Source organism: Janthinobacterium sp. EB271-G4-7A (genome assembly GCF_020858075.1).
Taxonomy (GTDB): Bacteria; Pseudomonadota; Gammaproteobacteria; order Burkholderiales; family Burkholderiaceae_D; genus Janthinobacterium; species Janthinobacterium lividum.
On record NZ_JACYMI010000004.1, the window covers coordinates 199253 to 219853 of the forward strand.

19 protein-coding genes are annotated in these 20601 nt (G+C 62.9%); 9 read left to right on the forward strand and 10 right to left on the reverse strand.

From position 1 onward, the window contains the following. Positions 1 to 28: 28 nt before the first annotated feature. Positions 29 to 1906 (reverse strand): potassium transporter Kup, encoded by a 1878-nt coding sequence (locus tag IGS58_RS23795; RefSeq protein WP_070258389.1) that lies wholly within the window; start codon positions 1904 to 1906, stop codon positions 29 to 31. A 237-nt stretch (positions 1907 to 2143) separates the two neighbouring features. Between IGS58_RS23795 and rarD the strand changes: the two genes are divergently transcribed. Beyond that, positions 2144 to 3028, forward strand: a complete 885-nt coding sequence (gene rarD, locus IGS58_RS23800) for an EamA family transporter RarD (protein WP_176381481.1) — start codon at positions 2144 to 2146, stop codon at positions 3026 to 3028. Positions 3029 to 3124: 96 nt separating this feature from the next. Further along, positions 3125 to 4792: an energy-dependent translational throttle protein EttA gene (gene ettA, locus IGS58_RS23805; RefSeq protein ID WP_034783756.1), complete on the forward strand. Its 1668-nt coding sequence runs from the start codon at positions 3125 to 3127 to the stop codon at positions 4790 to 4792. A 172-nt stretch (positions 4793 to 4964) separates the two neighbouring features. On the opposite strand, the gene IGS58_RS23810 is transcribed toward ettA, so the two are convergent. Beyond that, a complete protein-coding gene (locus IGS58_RS23810) occupies positions 4965 to 5546 on the reverse strand; it encodes a porin family protein (RefSeq protein WP_034752848.1) in 582 nt (193 codons plus the stop codon). A gap of 224 nt (positions 5547 to 5770) precedes the next feature. On the opposite strand from IGS58_RS23810, the gene IGS58_RS23815 reads away from it, so the two are divergent. Further along, positions 5771 to 6352 (forward strand): molybdopterin-dependent oxidoreductase, encoded by a 582-nt coding sequence (locus IGS58_RS23815; protein ID WP_230522865.1) that lies wholly within the window; start codon positions 5771 to 5773, stop codon positions 6350 to 6352. A gap of 6 nt (positions 6353 to 6358) precedes the next feature. On the opposite strand, the gene IGS58_RS23820 is transcribed toward IGS58_RS23815, so the two are convergent. After that, entirely contained in the window at positions 6359 to 6721 is a 363-nt protein-coding gene (locus tag IGS58_RS23820; RefSeq protein WP_151092049.1) for a hypothetical protein, read from the reverse strand. Positions 6722 to 6986: 265 nt separating this feature from the next. Here IGS58_RS23820 and IGS58_RS23825 point away from each other — a divergent pair, with 265 nt between their 5' ends. After that, entirely contained in the window at positions 6987 to 8441 is a 1455-nt protein-coding gene (locus IGS58_RS23825; RefSeq protein ID WP_230522866.1) for a sensor domain-containing diguanylate cyclase, read from the forward strand. Between the two features lies 1 nt (position 8442). Here the strand turns inward: IGS58_RS23825 and IGS58_RS23830 are convergent, their stop codons facing one another. From IGS58_RS23830 to IGS58_RS23860, 7 genes are read right to left on the reverse strand one after another with little or no spacing between them, the layout of a single operon-like run. Continuing rightward, positions 8443 to 9270, reverse strand: a complete 828-nt coding sequence (locus tag IGS58_RS23830) for a Rossmann-like and DUF2520 domain-containing protein (RefSeq protein ID WP_092609510.1) — start codon at positions 9268 to 9270, stop codon at positions 8443 to 8445. Between the two features lie 2 nt (positions 9271 to 9272). Continuing rightward, on the reverse strand, positions 9273 to 9854 hold the full coding sequence (locus IGS58_RS23835) for a DUF924 family protein (protein ID WP_442908381.1): 582 nt from the start codon (positions 9852 to 9854) through the stop codon (positions 9273 to 9275). Between the two features lie 11 nt (positions 9855 to 9865). Continuing rightward, complete coding sequence (locus IGS58_RS23840) at positions 9866 to 10606, reverse strand: MgtC/SapB family protein (protein ID WP_034783768.1); 741 nt, start codon at positions 10604 to 10606, stop codon at positions 9866 to 9868. Beyond that, the gene (locus tag IGS58_RS23845; RefSeq protein ID WP_070258377.1) at positions 10607 to 10855 is read right to left on the reverse strand and encodes a hypothetical protein; all 249 of its coding nucleotides are present in this window, start codon (positions 10853 to 10855) and stop codon (positions 10607 to 10609) included. Next, on the reverse strand, positions 10855 to 12678 hold the full coding sequence (locus IGS58_RS23850) for an aminopeptidase P family protein (protein WP_230522868.1): 1824 nt from the start codon (positions 12676 to 12678) through the stop codon (positions 10855 to 10857). Before IGS58_RS23850 ends, IGS58_RS23845 begins: the two co-directional genes overlap by 1 nt. Before the next feature lie 30 nt (positions 12679 to 12708). Continuing rightward, positions 12709 to 13428: a hypothetical protein gene (locus IGS58_RS23855; RefSeq protein ID WP_152615226.1), complete on the reverse strand. Its 720-nt coding sequence runs from the start codon at positions 13426 to 13428 to the stop codon at positions 12709 to 12711. Next, entirely contained in the window at positions 13415 to 14113 is a 699-nt protein-coding gene (locus IGS58_RS23860; RefSeq protein ID WP_034783773.1) for a Crp/Fnr family transcriptional regulator, read from the reverse strand. Before IGS58_RS23860 ends, IGS58_RS23855 begins: the two co-directional genes overlap by 14 nt. A gap of 180 nt (positions 14114 to 14293) precedes the next feature. Between IGS58_RS23860 and IGS58_RS23865 the strand changes: the two genes are divergently transcribed. The 5 genes from IGS58_RS23865 (at position 14294) to IGS58_RS23885 (ending at position 20498) form a co-directional block, all read left to right on the forward strand. Then, positions 14294 to 16225: an AMP-binding protein gene (locus IGS58_RS23865; RefSeq protein WP_230522960.1), complete on the forward strand. Its 1932-nt coding sequence runs from the start codon at positions 14294 to 14296 to the stop codon at positions 16223 to 16225. A gap of 14 nt (positions 16226 to 16239) precedes the next feature. Continuing rightward, entirely contained in the window at positions 16240 to 17055 is an 816-nt protein-coding gene (locus IGS58_RS23870) for an ABC transporter ATP-binding protein (protein ID WP_034753577.1), read from the forward strand. 19 nt (positions 17056 to 17074) lie between these two features. Next, positions 17075 to 17971: a branched-chain amino acid ABC transporter permease gene (locus IGS58_RS23875; protein WP_198521486.1), complete on the forward strand. Its 897-nt coding sequence runs from the start codon at positions 17075 to 17077 to the stop codon at positions 17969 to 17971. 83 nt (positions 17972 to 18054) lie between these two features. Then, positions 18055 to 19113 (forward strand): branched-chain amino acid ABC transporter permease, encoded by a 1059-nt coding sequence (locus tag IGS58_RS23880; protein ID WP_034752817.1) that lies wholly within the window; start codon positions 18055 to 18057, stop codon positions 19111 to 19113. A gap of 65 nt (positions 19114 to 19178) precedes the next feature. Next, positions 19179 to 20498: an ABC transporter substrate-binding protein gene (locus IGS58_RS23885; RefSeq protein WP_034783778.1), complete on the forward strand. Its 1320-nt coding sequence runs from the start codon at positions 19179 to 19181 to the stop codon at positions 20496 to 20498. Positions 20499 to 20601 lie beyond the last annotated feature (103 nt).

The window sequence follows — 20601 nt, forward strand, 5'->3', positions numbered from 1 at the left end:
GTGTCTCGATGCAACGTTGACACAATATCTATATTTCCACCTGCGTGCCCAGTTCGATCACCCGGTTGCTCGGGATCTGATAGTAGTCGGCCGCCGTGCGCGCATTGCGCGACATGGTGACGAACAGGTGCTCGCGCCATGGCATCATGCCGGCGCCCGGCGTCGAAATGATGGTCTGGCGCGCGATGAAGAACGACGTTTCCATCATCTCGAAATCCAGTCCCTGCTCGGCGCACTGCGCCAGCGCGGCCGGAATGTCCGGTTCATCCTTGAAGCCGTAATGCACATTGACCTGGTAGCACTGGTGGCCCAGGTCCACCACGCGCACGCGCTCGGAAGGCGCCACCCACGGCTCTTCATGCATGAAGACGGTCAGGAAGATCACCCGCTCATGCAACACTTTGTTGTGCAGCAAGTTATGCAGCAGCGCATGCGGCACGCCATCCGTTTCGCCGCGCAGGAAGATGGCCGTACCGGGCACGCGCAGCGGCGGCGCGATGAACAGCGACGAAAGGAAATCGTCGAGCGGAATCGCATGCTTTTCCAGGTTTTGGAACACCAGCTGGCGGCCCCGCTTCCAGGTCAGCATGACGATGAACAAAATCGAGCCCAGCAGCAGCGGGAACCAGCCGCCGTGGAACAGTTTCAGCGCCGTGGCCGACACCAGGTTGACGTCGATGATCAGGAAAAAGCCCGTGGCGGCCCAGCACAGGGCCAGGTTCATCTTCCAGCGGTAGCGGATGACGAAGAAGGTCAGGATGGTGGTCGACAGCATGGTGGCCGTCACGGCAATGCCGTAGGCGGCGGCCAGGTTTTCCGAGGAACCGAAACCGATGACGGCCAGCAGCACCACGGCCAGCTGCAGCCAGTTCACGGCGGGGATGTAGATCTGCCCGATTTCGCTTTCCGACGTGTGGCGCACGCGCATGCGCGGCAAGAAGCCCAGCGCGATCGCTTGCTTGGTCATCGAGAAGGTGCCGGAAATGGTCGCCTGCGAGGCGATCACGGTGGCCATGGTCGACAGGATCACCAGCGGATACACGCTCCACGCGCCCAGCTGCTGGTAAAACGGATTCGAGACGGCTTCCGGATGCGCCAGCAGCAAGCCGCCCTGGCCCAGGTAGTTCAGCGCCAGCGCGGGAAAGGCGATCAGGAACCAGGCCAGGCGGATAGGCTTCTTGCCGAAGTGGCCCATGTCGGCGTACAGCGCCTCGGCGCCCGTCAGCGCCAGCACCACGGCGCCCAGGGCAACGAAGGCGACAAAGCCGTTATTCATCAGGAAAGTGGCGGCGTGCAGGGGATTGAGTGCGGCCAGGATGGCCGGCGACTTGATAATGTTGACCACGCCCATGCCTGCCAGCGCGGCAAACCACAACACCATGATGGGGGCAAAATAGCGGCCGATGCCGGCCGTGCCGTGCGACTGCACCGAGTACAGCGCCACCAGCACCACCATCGTCAGCGGTACCACATACGGACTGAAGGCGGGCGTGGCCACTTCCAGGCCTTCGATCGCCGACAGCACGGAAATGGCCGGCGTGATCACGCTGTCGCCATAGAACAGGGTGGCGCCGAAGACGCCGATCACCATCAGCGGGAAATGCCAGCGCGACAGGCGGCTGACGGACGACAGCACCAGCGCCATCAGGGCCATGATGCCGCCCTCGCCGCGGTTGTCTGCACGCAACACCAAGGTTACGTACTTGAGCGAGACGATCAGGGTCAGGCCCCAGAAAATCAGCGAGACGATGCCCAGCAGGTTCTCGTGCGAGAGCAGCAGGCCGTGGGCCGGGTCAAAGACGGTCTTCAGGGTGTACAGCGGACTGGTGCCGATATCGCCGTAAACGATGCCCACGGCCGCCAGCGTCATGCCGGCAAGGCCGCTTTTTTTATGTTCCGACGTCAAGGTTGCACCCGTTTTTGTTTTGTTGCATCGCACAATATGATAGGTATTAGCAAATAGCAAGAGTATTTTTGCATGGTTCCGCAGCTGCCCCAAAGTCGTGGTTTTGTGCCGCTCCGCCTTGCTGCGCGGGCTTGCGGCATTAATTTGTTGCCATTCTACGCCTCGCCAGCGGCGCCGGGCAGCCCCCGATGTTTTCAGCCATAATGACAGACTGTCTACTCTCCAGCGAAGCCCATCATGAATCCAGGCATGCTCTACGCCTCCCTCGCCTTCCTCTGCTGGGGCCTGTTCCCCCTGTACTTTCACGCCATCGGCGAGATCGCGCCACAGGAAATCCTGGCGCACCGCATGGTCTGGTCGCTGTTGTTCCTGGGCGTCGTGCTGACCGTGCGCCGGCAGTGGAGCTGGCTGGGCAGCCTGAAAGCGCAGCCCAGGGTGGTGGCCAGCTTCGTGGCCAGTGCGTTCTTGCTATCCGCCAACTGGTTCATCTATATCTGGGCCGTCAACAACGGCCACGTGGTCGACGCCAGCCTCGGCTACTTTATTACGCCCCTGATCAATGTCATGCTGGGCTTTTTGCTGCTGCACGAGCGCCTGCGCCGCCTGCAGTGGCTGGCCATCGGCCTGGCCGCCTGCGGCGTGGCCTGGCTCACCTGGCAGGCGGGGCAGGTGCCGTGGATCGCCCTGCTGCTGGCGGCCACCTTCGGCGGCTATGGCTTGCTGCGCAAGACGGCCGCGCTGGGCGCGCTCGAAGGCTTGTCGTTCGAGACATTGATTCTGTTCCCCCTGGCGCTGGCCTATATGCTGTGGCTGGGCTGGCATGGCCAGAGCGGCTTCGTCAATACAGATTCCACCGCCACGCGCGCGCTGCTGCTGGCGTCCGGCCCCATCACGGCCATTCCCCTGCTGCTGTTTGCCGCCGGCGCGCGCCGCCTGCCGCTGGCCGTGCTGGGGCTGCTGCAATACATCGCCCCCACGGGGCAGCTGCTGATCGGTGTATGGGTCTTCCACGAATCGTTCACGCCCGAGCGCATGCTGGGCTTCCTCGTCATCTGGACGGCGCTGGGCCTGTATGCGGCCGAGGGCCTGTGGACGGCCCGCAAGGCGCGCGCCACCGCCTAGTCTTGCCCTGGAGCCCGTTTCCGCAGCGCGCAGCGCTGGCCGGAAGCGGGCGTTTACCGTATCCTGTCCGTCTTTGTATATCACCCGAGATTTCTAATGGCAAATTACGTCTACACCATGAATCGCGTGGGCAAAATCGTCCCGCCCAAACGCCAGATTCTGAAAGATATTTCCCTCTCCTTCTTCCCAGGCGCGAAGATCGGCGTACTGGGCCTGAACGGCTCCGGCAAATCGACCCTGCTGAAAATCATGGCAGGCATCGACACCGACATCCAGGGCGAAGCCGTGCCGATGCCGGGCCTGAACATCGGCTACCTGCCGCAGGAACCGCAGCTGGACCCGGAAAAGACCGTGCGCCAGGAAGTGGAGTCGGGCCTGGGCGAAGTATTTGAAGCGCAAGCCAAGCTGGAAGCCGTGTACGCCGCGTATGCCGAGGAAGACGCCGATTTCGACGCCCTGGCCACGGAACAGGCACGCCTGGAAGCGATCATCTCGACTTCCGACGGCGGCAATTTGAATTTGCAGCTGGAAATGGCCGCCGACGCGCTGCGCCTGCCGCCATGGGACGCCAAGGTCGGCGTGCTGTCCGGCGGTGAAAAGCGCCGCGTGGCACTGTGCAAGCTGCTGCTGTCGAAACCCGACATGCTGCTGCTCGACGAACCGACCAACCATCTGGATGCGGAATCGGTCGACTGGCTGGAACAATTCCTGCTGCGCTTCCCCGGCACCGTGGTGGCCATAACCCATGACCGCTACTTCCTCGACAACGCGGCAGAGTGGATCCTGGAACTGGACCGCGGCAGCGGCATTCCATGGAAGGGTAACTACTCGACCTGGCTGGAGCAGAAGCAAGCCCGCCTGAAGCAGGAAGAATCGACGGAATCGGCGCGCCAGAAGGCGCTGCAGAAGGAGCTGGAATGGTCGCGCCAGAACCCGAAAGCGCGTCAGGCGAAATCAAAAGCCCGCCTGGCCCGCTTCAACGAGTTGTCCGAGCACGAATACCAGAAACGCAATGAAACGCAGGAAATCTTCATTCCCGTGGCCGAACGCCTGGGCAATGACGTCATCGAGTTCAAGAACGTGTCGAAAGCGTTCGGCGACCGTTTGCTGATCGATAACCTGAGTTTTACCGTGCCGCCAGGCGCCATCGTCGGCATCATCGGCCCCAACGGCGCCGGTAAGTCGACCCTGTTCAAGATGATCACCGGCAAGGAACAGCCGGACAGCGGCGAAGTGGCCATCGGCCAGACGGCACGCGTGTCCATCGTCGACCAGAACCGCGATTCGCTGGCCGACAACAAGTCCGTCTTTGAAGATGTGTCTGGCGGCGCCGACATGCTGACTGTGGGCCGCTTTGAAATGCCGTCGCGCGCCTATCTGGGCCGCTTCAACTTCAAGGGTTCGGACCAGCAAAAAATGGTCGGCAACCTGTCCGGCGGTGAGCGTGGCCGTCTGCACCTGGCGAAAACCCTGCTGATGGGCGGCAACGTCCTGCTGCTCGATGAACCATCGAACGATCTGGACGTGGAAACCTTGCGCGCACTGGAAGACGCCTTGCTGGAATTTGCCGGCAGCGTCATGGTCATTTCCCATGATCGCTGGTTCCTCGACCGTATCGCCACGCACATCCTGGCATTCGAAGGCAACTCGCAGGTCACCTTCTTTGACGGCAACTATCAAGAGTACGAAGCCGACAAGAAGAAACGCCTGGGCGAAGAAGGCGCGAAACCAAAACGTATCCGCTACAAGCCCTTGACCACGTAATTTCGGTCCGGCCATGCAAAAAGGCAGTTACCTCGCGGTAACTGCCTTTTTTTTCAGCAAACTTCCAGTTTTTAAAACCGTAGCGAGCGGCAACGAATTGTGGCTGAGAAGCGGAGCTGTGCTATAGCACAGTGAGCATCGGAGGCCGCAAAGCATGCCGCGCAGTAGGTTTTTAGAAGTTGTAGCGTGCGCCCAAAGCGAGGCCGGTGGCCTTGCGGCCCTGGTCGGCGCTCTTGCCGAAGTGTTCCACTTCCGCCGTCAGCGAGACTTTCTCGTTGATCGCGTACTGGGCACCGACGGAAGCGTACACGCCCGTCTTGTCGTTGCCGCTGATGCCGGTCGACAGACCGGTGCCGCTCAAGCTGTTCTTGACCTTGGCCACGCCGAGCTTGCCGAATACACCGACCTTGTCGGTCACGGGCATGGTGGCCTTGCCGGCCAGATAGTAGCCGTGCGAATCGCTTTTCACGGAACCGTTGCCGGCGCCAGTGACATAGCTGTAATCCTTGCTGCCGAAATCGGCGTAGCCGCCCTCGACCGCCCAGGTTTTATCGAAATCGTAACCGGCGAAGATCTTGGCACCGGCCTTGTAGCCGCTGTGATTATCGGCGCTGGTGGCGCCAGGAATATCGAAGTTATAACGGTTGCCTGTGACGCCAGCACCCACATAGGCGCCTTCGGCGTGTGCGGCGCTCATGCCGGTCAGTGCGGTAACGGAAGCGATCATTGCAAACAGGATTTTCTTCTTCATCATGTTCTCTCTCTCAATTAGTTGACTTGCCTGGATTCGCAGTTCAGCGAAGTGCGATGACTACACAATAACAGCCGAAAAAAGCTACGTCTTTCTCCATTCCGTAAGAACTGTGACAAGATGTAAGTCAACATTCCAAACTGACAATAACCGTAAAATGCGCACTGTTAAGCGAACTTAAGATAGACTTAAGAACATTAGCGATTTTCAGTCAAGAGGAGAAGTGCATGCACAAACGCCAGTTTCTCGCCGCCGCCATGGCTGCCAGCGCCCTGCCCGGCATAAGCAGGGCGGCACCCGCCGGCCTGCGCGGTCCGGCCCTGCTGACCATCACGGGCAGCATCGACAAGCCGAACCGGGGGCCGTTCGACGCCGTGCGCGACCAGATGATGCACAAGCAAAAGATCAGTTTCGAACGGGCGCGCGCCTTCGACTTCGCGGCGCTGGCGAACTTGCCGGCACGCACCATCCACCCCACCCTGGAATACGATGGCAAGGCGCATGCCCTGCGCGGGCCGCTGCTGGTCGATGTATTGAAGGCGGCGGGCGCGCCTGAGGAAGATGCCGTGCGGCTGCTGCTGCGCGCCGTGGATGGCTATGCCGCGGCGCTGACCATGGCACAGGCGAGGGCACAGCGTTTTATTGTCGCCACCCACCTGGACGGGCAGGCGATGGCGCTGGGCGGCCTGGGACCGCTATGGGCGATCCACGATGCGGACCGCATCGCGGCCGTGGCGGCGCTGCCCCTGGCAGAACGCTACACCAGCTGCCCGTGGGCGCTGTATCACATTGGCGTGGAGGTAGGCTGAAGCAAATTAAGCGTAGGCTTCCGCCATCGACATGACGCGCGGGGCGATAGTGATGCCGTGTTCCTCGAACAGGGCCGTGATGGCCGCCAGGTTGTGCGTGCACTCCTCGGTTTTCCAGCCCTTGAAGATATCCGTGCCATCCTTCTGGAAATGCAGGTCCAGCACCTTGCCCGCATCCTTGTGCAGGTAGGGCGAACTATAGGTGTTCTCGAAGCCGAGCGCCTTCAATTGTCCCAGCAAAGCCAATGGTGGATGGTCGGGATCGGTGGCGAGAAAAATGCCGAAGGTCTTGCCAGGCGGCTTGGCGGCAATGTCGACCTCGTAGATGCCGGGGGCCTTGCTGACAGACGTACTCTTTAAAAATAACATACAACACTCCCTGCGCGTAATGTCCCGCGCCTGAAACGGGCGGCAAGACAGGGGCGGTGCGCAATGATTCCCCTCGTCAAATCTTATTGCTAATTTGCATCTTTGTCGACAAATCGGTACTTTTATTTGGTAAGTCGTGGTTATCTTGTCGCGTTCAGCAAGGTAAATTGTCAATAAATCCAGTTATCATTGCGCCAATACCCGCCCTGCTGCATACTTTTGGCTTGCGTCACGATTGCCTTCCCGCCGGCCACTCCTCGTCTCCATGCGTCTTCTGTCGATCAAGTACCGCCTGCTCATCCTCCTGACCCTGATCCTGGGCGCGGGCTTCATGGCCACCAGCCTGGCCAGCTACCTGGCGTCGCGCCAGACCATCGAACATGGTATCGCCGACCAGACCTTGCCGCTGACGGGCGACAATATCTATTCCGAAATCCAGAAGGACATGCTGCGCCCCGTCTTCATTTCCTCGCTGATGGCGCACGACACCTTCGTGCGCGACTGGATACTCGCCGGCGAAAATAAGCCGGAACAGATCGTGCGCTACCTGGCCGAAGTCAAGAAGAAATACGGCGCCATCACCAGCTTTCTCGTCTCGGACAAGAGCAGCAAATATTATTACGCGGAAGGCACCCTGAAATCCGTCAGCCCGCAGGCGACACGCGACATCTGGTACTACCGCGTACGCGCCATGGAAAACAGCGACTATGAAACGAATGTCGACGTGGACATGGCCAACCGCGACAGCATGACCATCTTCATCAACCACCGCGTACTCGACTACGACGGCCAGTTCATCGGCGCCACCGGCATCGGCCTGACTCTGGACACCATGAGCCACATCATCGACCGCTACCAGGCACGCTTTCACCGCAACATCTATTTTGTCGATGGCGCCGGCACCCTGGTGTTGGCGGGCAAGACCATGCGCAACGGGCACGGCAACATCCGCAGCCTGCCCGGCGTGAACGCCATTGCCGGACAGATCATCAACCACCAGAGCGAACCGACGCATCTGTCGTACCAGCTGGGCCGCGCGCAAATCCTCGTCAATTCGCGTTTCATTCCCGAACTGGGCTGGTACCTGGTGGTCGAGCAGAACGTCAGCGACGAAGTCCAGTCGCTGCAGCGCGTCTTCATCCTCAACCTGGCCATCAGCTTTGGCGTCACCCTGCTGGTACTGGTGCTGACCTTGCTGACGGTGAACCGCTACCAGCGCCGCATCGAGCGCATCGCCTCGACGGATGCGCTGACCGGGCTATTGAATCGCCAATCGCTGGAATTGCTGTTCCAGCGCGCCATGCTCCTGTCCAGGCGCAACGAGCAACCGATGTCCGCCATCCTCTTCGACATCGATTTCTTCAAGCGCGTCAACGATACGCACGGCCACCTGTGGGGTGACAAGGTCATCCGTGGCGTGGCCGACGTGGCGCGTGCCACCGTGCGCGAAAGCGACGTCATCACGCGCTGGGGTGGCGAGGAATACCTGGTGCTGCTGAATAACTGCAACCTGGCCAAAGCGGCGGAAGTGGCGGAAAACCTGCGCGCCGCCATCGAAGGCCACGATTTCGGCCTGCCCGAACCACAGGTACCCGTGACGATCAGCCTGGGCGTGGCCGAGTACCGGCCAGAGGAAAGCGAATCGGCCTTCTTTTCGCGCGCAGACAGCGCGCTGTATCAGGCCAAGCAGCACGGCCGCAACGGCGTGCACGCCGCCTGAGTCATCCCCCGCGCTTGCGCCTGGCCAGATCCTGCGTGGGCGCCACCAGCGCCCGGTACAACTCGCCCGTGGCGGCATCCCAGCTTTGCACGGCCAGCTGCTGGCGTTGCACGGTGGCCGAATCGCCGCGTGCGATGGGGCCGGACAGCGCGGGCGCGGCGCCCAGGCGGAACACATTGGCCACCGCTTCCGTCACCAGAGGCTGCGCCAGTTCGCGTGCCACCGGCTCGGGAATGCCGGCCGCCTGGTAGGCGCGCAAGGCGGCGTCGAGCACCGTCACCAGGTAATTGCTGGCGAAGACGGCAGCGGCGTGATACAGGGTCTTGGCGGCCGGGTCGATGGGCACGGGACGCGCGCCGATGGCGTTCAATGCCGGCGTGAGGAACGCCAGCGCCAGCGGATCGCCTTCGACGCCGCAAAACGTGCCGTCAAAGGTGGCGGCCACCTGCTGCGGGTCGGCAAAGCTGCGGATCGGGTGGGCGCTGGCGACAAAAGCGCCGGCCTGCGTGGCGGCCAGCAGCGCGTTCGACGCCAGCGCGCCGCTGCAGTGGAACACAATGGCGCCCGCCTGGCGTCCTTCGGCCACCAGCGCCGCGCAGGCCGGGACGATCTGGTCGTCCGCCACGGCCAGCATGGTGACGTCGGCGCGCCGCAAGGCCGCATAGCTGGCGACGGGAGTGCCGGCGCCCATGAAATCGACGGCCGATTGCGCCGACGCCATCGAGCGTGTCAGTACGTCCTGCACGGCGACACCCTCCACGCCGGCGAACAAACGGCCCAGCACACGGCCCACATGACCGGCGCCGATGATATTCAGTGTGACGTTCATTTCTAGAAACTTGATCCCGGCTGGCGCAGGAATTCCAGCTCCTGCGGCGTGGAAGTGCGGCCCAGGATGGCGTTACGGTGCGGGAAGCGGCCAAAGCGGGCGATCACTTCCTGGTGCCGCTCGGCGTAGTCGAGCATGCCGTCAAAGCCGGGCTGCGCCTGCGACAGCAGCTGGAACAGCTCGACGGCGCGCGCCTGCATGGCCAGCTCTTCCGCGTGTTCGAACGGCAGGTAGGAGAAAGCGCGCAGCATCGGCGGCAGCTGCTGATCAAGGCCTTGCTCGGTCAAGGATAGAGCCAGCGCCAGCGCACGGGCGTCGCCGGCAAAGGCGCGCGGCGTGCCGCGATACACATTGCGCGTGAATTGATCGAGCACGATGAGGCGCGCCAGCGCACCGTGCGGCGCCGTGTCCCACTCGCGCAAGCCACCCTCGATGGCGGCATCGATCAGCGCGCCGAAACGATCGCGTATCTGCGCGTCGAAGCCGTCATCCTTGCGGAACCATTCCATGCGCGACTGGCCGTAATCCGGGTTATCCGGCGGCAGGAACCAGAAATCGAGTACCTCTTGGGCCTGTGCATCCATGTCCATCCTTTTCAATTGCGTGCGTGCGACAGCTGGAAGCCGGCGATGCCTTCGAAAGCGGCCAGTTCGGCCGACATGGCGGACAGGCTGGCGCCCGTGTTCTTGCCATGCGCGATGGCGACGAAGCGCCATTCCTGCATGCCTTCATTGCTGCCGATGGTCAGCGAACCGCTGGCGATGTCGTAGCCGCGCTTGGCCGCCATGCGCCGCAGCGCATCTTCACGCGGAATAAACCCCTGGCGGAAGCGCATGGTGATGGCCACCGCGTGGCGCGACGGCAGCCAGTTCTCCAATTTTGACAGAAAAATCATCGCCATCGCGCACAGGAAGGCCAGGCCCATGGCCGACAGATAAAAGCCGATGCCGACCATGATGCCGATCACGGACGAGGCCCAGATCGAGGCGGCCGTCGTCAGGCCGCTGATATTGAAACCCTCGCGCATGATGACGCCGGCGCCGAGAAAACCCACGCCCGTGACGATACCCTGGATCACGCGCGTGGGGTCGCTGCCGACGATGGCGCCATGGCCGCCGTACCAGAACTCGGGATAGCCGCCCAGCACCGTCAGCGCGGCCGAAGCCATGCAGACAAGGCTGTAGGTGCGCATGCCCGCCGCGCGCCCGTGATACGAGCGTTCATAGCCAACCAGCAAGCCCAGCAGCAGCGCGCCCAGCAGGTTCAGCAGGATCACGCCATTCGTCGCCAGCTCGGCCGGCGACCAGTAGGCGCGCAGGAAGTCGATGGTCGGCATTTAGGGCTTTTTGCTCAGCTGCTTTTCAAACGCCACGTCGAGCTTGCTGACGCGGCGCGCCTTTTGCGGCCCCAGGCCATTGACGAAGGCGACAAAGGCGTCCAGTTCCAGCGGCGGGCACAGGGGCGGCAAGCCGGGGCCTTCCGTGAGGAAGAACAGTTCATCGCCCGTGCGCGCCATCGTGTAGAGGCGCTGGCCGGTGCGTTCCTTGAGCCGCTCGATGGCGGACGTGGCGCGGGTCGAGCGCATCAGATGGCTCCCGTGCGCTGTTCCAGCCACGCCAGCGCAGGCGCATCGGCCGGCGCGGCCAGGTGCGGCGCGAGGCGCGCGCGCACGGTCGCGTGATAGTCGTTGAGCCAGGCCGCCTCGTCGTCGCGCAATAGCGAGCGTTCCACGCAGCGCGTGTCGATCGGGCACAGGGTCAGGGTTTCAAAACGCAAAAATTCGCCAAACTGCGTCGTCCCTGCCGGGACATTCAGCACCAGGTTCTCGATGCGGATGCCCCACTGGCCGGGACGGTAGATGCCCGGCTCGATGGAAGTGATCATGCCAGGTTCCATGGCCGTCTGCGGCTCCGGCATGGCGGACTGGGAAATCGATTGCGGCCCTTCGTGGACGTTGAGGAAAAAGCCCACGCCGTGGCCCGTGCCATGACCGAAATCGATGCCCTCGGCCCACAGGGGCGCGCGCGCAATCGAGTCCAGCATGGGCGACTTCACGCCGCGCGGGAATTGCGCGCGCGACAGGGCGATCATGCTGCGCAAGACCAGGGTGAAATCGCGCTTGTGCTCGGCCGTGATCGTGCCGACGGGGACCACGCGGGTGATATCCGTGGTGCCGCCCCAATACTGGCCGCCCGAGTCGATCAGCAGCAAGCCGTCGCCTTCGATGGTAGCTTCGCTGCCCGCATGGGCGTGGTAATGCATGATGGCGCCATGCGCATTGAAGCCGGCGATGGTGCCGAAACTGGGGCTGACAAACTCGGCGCGGCGCGCGCGGGCGGCCGTCAGGTGCTCGTCGACGCCGATTTCCGTCAACGGCGCACGCTGCGGGTCGGCCAGGGTGCGATCCAGCCAGCTGAAAAACTCGCACAGGGCGGCGCCATCCTGCTCCATGGCGGCGCGCACGTGCGCGGCCTCGCTGTCCGTCTTGCGCGACTTGGCCAGGGTGCTCGGGTTGATGGATTCGACCACCTGCACGCCATCGGCCACGGCCTGGCGCGTGCCGAACGTAATGCGGCGCGGGTCGAGCAGCAAGGTGGCGCCGGCAGGCAAGGCGGCCAATGCGGCGCCGGCACGGTCATACGCGGCCACGTCCACGCCCTGGGCTTCCAGGGTGGCGCGCAGGGCGGCGGGCAGCTTGCCGTCGGCGACGAACAGCGTGGCGCGCTCGGGGCCCACCAGCGCATGCGCGAGGAAGACGGGGTTGTAATTGACGTCGGCGCCGCGCAGGTTGAACAGGTAGGCGATATCGTCGAGGGTGGAAATCACATGGTGGCTGGCGCCTTGGGCCGCCATGCTGGCGCGCAGGGCCGCCAGTTTTTGCGTGCGCGACAGCGAGGGATACGCGGCCGCATGCTCGAACACGGGCGCGGCGGGCATGGCCGGGCGATCCGGCCACACGGCTTGCAGCACATCGGTGTCCGTGCGCAGGATCACTTGCGCGCCCAGCGCCTGTTGCAGCAGGCGCGCATTGGCCAGGCCCAGCACGGCGCCATCGACGGCCACCGTCTGCCCCGGCTGCATGGCCTCGCCCAGCCAGTCGATATACAGCACGCTGGCGCCGGACGGGATTTTCTTCAGGACGATGCCGCTGCCGGCCAGTTCGTCTTCCGCCTGTTTCCAATAGCGACCATCGGTCCACACGCCGGCGAAATCCTGCGTCACGACCAGGGTGCCGACGGAACCCGTAAAGCCCGACAGCCACTCGCGGCCCTGCCAGCGGGCCGGCAGATACTCGGACAAGTGCGGGTCGGCCGAGGGCACGATCAGGGCGTCGATGTGCTGCGCGCGCATGGCGCCGCGCAGTTGCGACAAACGGGAGGCGGGAGTGGCTTGGTCAGGTGTCTGCATGGGGACGGAAAAAGCGGTGCTGGGAAGCGCCTATGATACCCCGATTAGCCCGGGTAAGGCACTGCGCGCCCGCAACGCCTTTTCCGCCGGTTTCAGGTTGCGTTCGAGTTTTTTCCGGATGCCCGCGTGGCGCACCTGGTCCAGCGCCGCGCGCAGGGCTTCCAGGCTTGCCTGGGTGGGGATGGTTTCCACGCCATGGCCCAGCGCCATGGCCAGCGACTGCGACGGCGCGCTTTTCGCCGTGCCGGGCGCCACGCATACCTGCGGCAGCAAGGTGGCGATGACGGGCGCGAACCATGCGTCATCGCGGTAGGCAGCCACCCGCGCGGCGCGCGCCAGCACGCCGGAATCGGCCGTGGCAAAGGCCGCATCGGCCACGTACGGCAGCTGGCCCGCATGGATGGCGGCGACGTGCGCAGCCGCTTCTTCCAGGATGACGCGCGCAAAATCCGCATACGCTGCGTCGCCGGCCAGCTCCTGCGCGGGATCCGTATCGCCGATGTCATCGCGGCTCCAGTGCCCGCTGTGCGGCGAGCGGGCCAGCGCCAGCAAGGAGGCATCGCGCAATTGCGGCAGCAAGGCCAGTTCGCGCAGGGTAATCGGCATCGGCAGCACGGCGTGGCGCGCCTGCATGGCCGCATCGAGCCGCGCCAGGGCCTTGGCGCCAGCCAGGCGCGCCTGCAGGAACGACTGGTAGTGCTGCTCCGTCAGGTGCCGCACCTCGTCCATCGACACGTCATTCGCCATCATCGGCCTCATAGCGGCGCAAGCCCTCCAGGTCCAGCACGCGAATGCCGCCGTAATCGAGGCGCAATAAACCTTTTTTTTCCAGCACTTGCAAGGCCTGGTTGGCGCGCTGGCGCGAGGAGCCGGACAACAGCCCGATTTCTTCCTGCGACAGCTGCACCAAGGTTTCCACGCCAGGGTACAAGTGCGAGTTGAACATCGAGGCCAGGCAGCGCGCCACGCGCGTGTTCAAGTCCAGCAGGCGCTCGTTTTCCACCATGCCGATGAACTGGCCCAGGCGCTCGTTGAGCTGCATCAGCAGGAAGCGCGTGAATGGCAGGCTCGTTTCCAGCAGCCAGTGGAAGGTGGCGCCGGGCAGGCGCGCCACGCGCGTGTCGCGCAGGGCCATGGTGTCGTATTTGCGGATTTCATTCTTCAGTAATGAACCTTCTCCGAACCAGCTGCCGGGCGGCACGCCGATAAAGGTCATGGCCTTGCCGGAAGCGGAAAAATTATTCATCTTGACCATGCCGCTGATGACGCCGATCCAGTTGTCCACGGGCTCGCCCTTGCGGCAGACAAAGCCGCCTTTCGGCACGAAGGTTTCAAACACATCCGCCTCGACCCTGGCCAGTTGAACGGGATCGAGCAGCTGTGCCCAGTGGGCCGCGCGCACGGCATCCTTGAGGCTGATATCAGGATTGGTCATTGTGCGATGCACCATCGAAAAGTGGGTAAATGTCCCCGAAAAGACAACTTGGCAAACTAACGCAAGCTACTATCATTGCACAAACGCCTTACACATAAAAAACACAGAGCGCCATCCAACGAGGTGGGGCCTGAGACAAGCAACAGGGAGACACTGGTGCAAACGAATACCACAGCAGCAATGCCGACTTTTCCGCGGCGCTTATTGCAACACGGGACAGTACGATCCGACAAGCCCGCATTTCGCGAAAAATACCTGGGCATCTGGCAAACCTGGACCTGGCGCGAGGTCAACGAGGAAGTACGCGCGCTGGCCTGCGGCCTGGCAGCCATCGGCTTCCAGCGCGGCATGAACCTGGCCATCATCGGCGATAATCGTCCCCGCCTGTACTGGGCCATGCTGGCGGCGCAAAGCCTGGGCGGCGTGCCCGTGCCACTGTACCAGGACGCGCCGGCCGCCGACATGGCCTACGTGCTGCAGGATGCGGACATCCGCTACGCCATCGTCGAAGACCAGGAGCAGGTCGACAAGCTGCTCGAACTCAAAGCGCTGTACCCGCACGTCGCCCACATCGCCTATGACGATGAACGGGGCATGCGCCATTATCGCCAGCCGGAACTGATGTCCTTTGCCGCCCTGCAGGTGCTGGGCCGGGCCTATGACCGCGAACACCCGGGCTTTTTCGACGCCGCCGTGGCAGCGGGCCAAGGGAGCGACTCCGCCGTGATCCTGTACACCTCGGGCACCACGGGCAAGCCGAAGGGCGTATGCCAGAGCCACACGGCGCTGCTGGCTGCCGGCATTGGCGGCGTCGCCTTCGACAAGCTCACCGACGAGGAAGACATCCTGTCCTACCTGCCCATGGCGTGGGTGGGCGACTGCCTGTTCTCGCTGGCGCAGGCCATGGTGGCCGGCTTTACCGTCAACTGCCCCGAATCGGGCGACACGGTGATGATCGACATGCGCGAAATCGGCCCCACCTGCTACTTTGCGCCGCCGCGCGTATTCGAAAACATGCTCACCAGCGTGATGATACGCATGGAAGACGCGAGCAGCATCAAGCGCCACATGTTCAGCCATTTCATGGACGTGGCCAAGCGCTGCGGCGCGCAGATCCTGGATGGCAAGCCCGTATCGCTGGCGGACCGCCTCAGCTACAAGCTGGGCGAGCTGCTCGTCTACGGCCCCCTGAAAAACGTCCTGGGACTGTCGCGCGTGCGCGTGGCTTATACCGCCGGCGCCGCCATCGGCCCCGACCTGTTCCGCTTCTACCGCTCCATCGGCGTCAACCTCAAGCAGCTGTACGGCTCGACCGAAACCTGCGCCTATGTCTGTCTGCAACCGGATGGCAATATCAAGTTCGACAGCGTCGGCTTGCCGGCGCCGGGCGTGGAAGTCAAGCTGGCGGCGAATGGCGAAGTGCTGGTCAAGTCGCCTGCCACCATGAGCGGCTACTTCCGGCGTCCCGACGCCACCGCCGAAGTGATCGACAGCGACGGCTATTTCCATACGGGCGACGCGGGCGTGTTCGACAGCGAAGGCCATCTGAAAATCATCGACCGCGCGGCCGACGTGGGCAAGATGAATTGCGGCGCCATGTTCGCCCCCAACTACATCGAAAACAAGCTCAAGTTCTTCCCCTTCATCAAGGAAGTGGTGGCCTTCGGCCATGCGCGCGACCAGGTGTGCGCCTTCATCAACATCGACATCGAAGCGGTGGGCAACTGGTCAGAGCGGCGCGGCATCGCCTACTCCGGCTACACCGACCTGGCGGCGCGCGCCGAAACCTATGGCCTGATCCGCGACTGCATCGAGCAAGTCAACGCGGAACTGGCGGCCGACCCGCTGATGGACCGCACGCAGGTGCACCGCTTCCTCGTGCTGCACAAGGAACTCGATCCGGACGACGACGAGCTGACCCGCACGCGCAAGGTCCGCCGCAAATTCATCGCCGAAAAGTACGCGGTGCTCATTTCCGCCCTGTATGAGGGCAAGGCAACGCAATACATCGAGACCCAGGTGAAATTCGAGGATGGCCGCACCGGTTCGACCAGCGCCGACCTGCAGATCTGGGACAGCAAAACGTATCGGCCCCAGGGCCTGGCCGCATGATGGAGCACAGCACGATGCAAATGAACGAACCCGACGCCCATTTCGGCACGGCCCGCAAGGCGGGCCCCGTGATCCTCGACCTGAAGAACATCTCGCTGTCGTTTGGCGGCGTGAAGGCGCTGACCGACATCTCGTTTGACGTCAAGCAGCATGAAATCCGCGCCATCATCGGCCCGAACGGCGCCGGCAAAAGCTCGATGCTCAACGTGATCAACGGCGTGTACCGCCCGCAGCAGGGAGAAATCATCTACCGGGGCGAACACCGGCGCGGCATGGATTGCTATGCGGCCGCCAAGTCCGGCATCGCGCGCACCTTCCAGAACATCGCCCTTTTTAAAGGCATGACGGTGCTCGACAACATCATGACGGGACGCAACCTGAAGATGAAATCGAATTTCCTCTTGCAAGCCCTGTACTGGGGGCCGGCGCGGCGCGAGGAAATCGAGCACCGCAAGAAGGCAGAGGAAATCATCGACTTCCTGGAAATCCAGGCCATCCGCAAGACGCCCGTGGGGCGTCTGCCCTACGGCCTGCAAAAGCGCGTGGAGCTGGGCCGCGCGCTGGTGGCCGAACCGGAAATTTTGCTGCTCGATGAACCGATGGCCGGCATGAACGTGGAAGAAAAGCAGGACATGTGCCGCTTCATCCTCGACGTCAACGACCAGCTGGGCACGACCATCGTGCTGATCGAGCACGACATGGGCGTGGTGATGGATATCTCCGACCGCGTGGTGGTGCTCGATTACGGCAAGAAGATCGGCGACGGCACGCCCGACGAGGTGCGCAGCAACCAGGATGTCATCAACGCCTATCTCGGCGTGGCGCACTAGACGAGGAATAGCAATGAATATCAATTTTTTCTTTGAAGTGCTGATCGGCGGCCTGCTGTCGGGCGTCATGTATGCGCTGGTGGCGATCGGCTTTGTCCTGATCTACAAGGCGTCGGGCGTGTTCAACTTCGCGCAGGGAGCGATGGTGTTTTTCGCCGCCCTCACCTGCGTCGGCATCATGGACAAGTTCGGCCTGTCGCTGTGGCTGGCCATCCCGCTGACGATGCTCACCATGATCGTGCTGGGCATGGCGATTGAACGGGTGGTCTTGCGCCCGCTCGTCAACCAGCCGGAAATCACGCTGTTCATGGCCACCATCGGCCTGACCTTTTTCATCGAAGGCCTGGCGCAGCTGATGTGGGGCTCCCAGGTGCACAAGCTGGACCTGCCCATCGAAGACGTGCCGATGCAGTTTTTGATGGACCGCTTCGACATCAACATCTCGCAGTTCGACCTGATGGCGGCCGGCATCTGCGCGCTGCTGGTGATCTGCCTGGCCTTGCTGTTCTCGAAAACCAAGGTGGGCCGCGCCCTGCGCGCCGTCGCCGATGACCACCAGGCGGCACTGGCGGTCGGCATCCCGCTGCAGCGCATCTGGGCCGTCGTGTGGGGCGTGGCGGGCCTGGTGGCCATGGTGGCCGGCCTGCTGTGGGGCGCGCGCAACGGCGTGCAGTTCGCCCTCACCTTCATCGCCTTGAAAGCGCTGCCGGTGCTGATCCTCGGCGGCTTTACGTCGGTGCCGGGCGCCATCGTCGGTGGCCTGATCATCGGCGCGTCGGAAAAGCTGGCCGAAGTCTACCTCGGCCCCATGGTGGGCGGCGGCATCGAAGGCTGGTTCCCGTATGTGCTGGCCCTGCTGTTCCTGCTGGTGCGGCCGGAAGGCCTGTTCGGCGAGAAGATCATCCGGCGAATATAACGCCACCGTAACAGCATCGTAGGTCGGGTTAGCGCAAGGCGCGTAACCCGACAACAGCCAAAACAGCCAGCAAAGGACACGCCATGATTTACCGTGAAGCAGGACAATTCAAGACCAGCTACCAGGCTGACAACCAGATTTTCCCGATCCGGCAAGACCGCCTGGCGCTGACGGCCACGCTCCTCGTCGCCGTCTTCCTCCTGCCGTATTTCGCCTCGCCTTACATGCTGTCGGCGATCCTGATTCCCTTCCTGATCTTCGCCCTGGCAGCACTGGGGCTGAACATCCTCACCGGTTACGCGGGCCAGCTGTCGCTGGGCACGGCTGCCTTCATGGCCGTGGGCGCCTTTGCCTCGTATAACTTCATGGCCCGCCTGCCAGGCTTGCCGCTGCTGGTGTCGTTCATCCTCGGCGGCCTGTGCGCGGCCATGGTGGGCATCGCCTTCGGCCTGCCTTCCCTGCGCATCCGCGGCTTTTACCTGGCGGCCTCCACCCTGGCGACGCAGTTCTTTGTCGTCTGGTGCCTGACCAAGATCCCGTATCTCACCAACTACAGCTCCTCGGGCGTGATCACGGTGCAGAAAATGACCATCCTCGGCTACCAGTTCGACACGCCGCAAAGCAAATACCTGCTGGTGCTGGCGATTGTCGCCGGCATGGCGCTGCTGGCCAAGAACATGATCCGCTCGAACGTGGGCCGCTCGTGGATGGCCGTGCGCGACATGGACATGGCGGCCGAAGTGATCGGTTTCCGCCTGATGCGCACCAAGCTGCTGGCCTTTGCCGTCAGCTCGTTCTACTGCGGCGTGGCCGGCGCGCTGTATGCGTATGCCTACCTGGGCACGGTGGAGCCGGAAGCGTACAACCTGGACCTGTCCTTCCGCATCCTGTTCATGATCATCATCGGCGGCGTCGGCTCGATTCTCGGCTCCTTCCTCGGCGCGGCTTTCATCGTGCTGCTGCCCGTCTTCCTGAACACCATCGCGCATGGCCTGGCATTGCCGACCAGCGTGGCCTCGAACCTGGAACTGATGGTGTTCGGCGCGCTGATCATTTTCTTCCTGATCGTCGAACCGCACGGCCTGGCCAGGCTGTGGCAGATCGCGAAGGAGAAACTGCGCCTGTGGCCTTTCCCGCACTAGGAATTTGTACCTTGCTGTCTGATGTCGATTGACTTGAAATCAAATAAAACAAGAGGAGACACACAATGAAACACATCAAATCGCTCATGCTGGCCGCCGCCATCGCCAGTGCCGCACTCACCATGGCCGGCAGCGCGCAAGCCCAGGACAAGGAACAGTACATCGCCCTGCCGTCCTACCGCGTGGGCCCGTACGCGGCCGGCGGCTCCGGTTTCTACGGCGGCATCATCGACTACTTCAACCTGGTCAACCAGGCCGGCGGCGTCAATGGCGTCAAGATCAGCTGGGAAGAATGCGAAACCGAATACAACCCGTCGCGCGGCGTCGAATGCTATGAACGCCTGAAAACCAAGCAGGGCGGCGCCACCCTGGTCGAAACCCTGTCCACCGGCGTCGCCTACGGCATCCTCGACCGCGTGGCGCAAGACAAGATCCCCATGACGATGATCGGCTACGGCCGCTCGGACGCCGCCAACGGCAAGGTCTTCCCGTATGTGTATCCGCTGATCTCCAGCTACTGGAGCCAGGCCGCCGCCATGATCAAGTACCTGGGCGACAAGGATGGCGGCATGGACAAGCTGAAAGGCAAGAAGATCGTTCACCTGTACCACGATTCGGCCTTCGGCAAGGAGCCGCTGCCCGTGCTCGAAGCGCTGTCGAAACAGTACGGCTTCGAGCTGGTGAAAATTCCCGTCGCGCCGCCAGGCAGCGAACAGCAGTCGCAATGGCTGCAGATCCGCCAGGCCAAGCCGGACCACGTGATCCTGTGGGGCTGGGGCGTGATGAACTCCGTTGCCATCAAGACGGCGCAGCGCAACGGCTTTCCGCGCGACAAAATGCTGGGCGTCTGGTGGGCCGGCTCCGAGGAAGACACGATTCCATCGGGCGATGCGGCCAAGGGCTACACGGCGATGACGTTCAATACGCCGGGCAACTACCCCGTGCTCGACGACATCCGCAAGAAACTCTACGCGTCCGGCAAGGGCAACCTGTCCGACCAGTCGCGCATCGGCTCCGTCTACCACATGCGCGGCGTGACGGCTGGCATCCTGTGGGTGGAAGCGATCCGCGTGGCGCAGGAAAAATTCGGCAAGGGCAAACCGATCACGGGCGAGCAGATGCGCTGGGGCCTGGAAAACCTGAACGTCGACGATGCGCGCCAGAAGGCCGTCGGCGCGCTGGGCATGTTCCCGACCGTGAAAACCAGCTGCGACGACCATGAAGGCTCGGGCGCCGTGAAAGTGCAGCAGTGGGATGGCAAGAAATGGACCGCCATCACGCCGAAATGGATCGTCGGCGACAAGGCCCTGGTGCGCAAGCTGGTCGAGGAATCGTCGAACAAGTACGCCGAAGAGAAAAAGATCACGCCGGCGTGCATGAAGTAAATCGCTGCCGATGGTGGTGTCGGATTACGCGCGTTGCGCTAATCCGACCTACGCCGCATCCACGTAGGTCGGATTAGCGAAGCGTAATCCGACAGCATCGCCA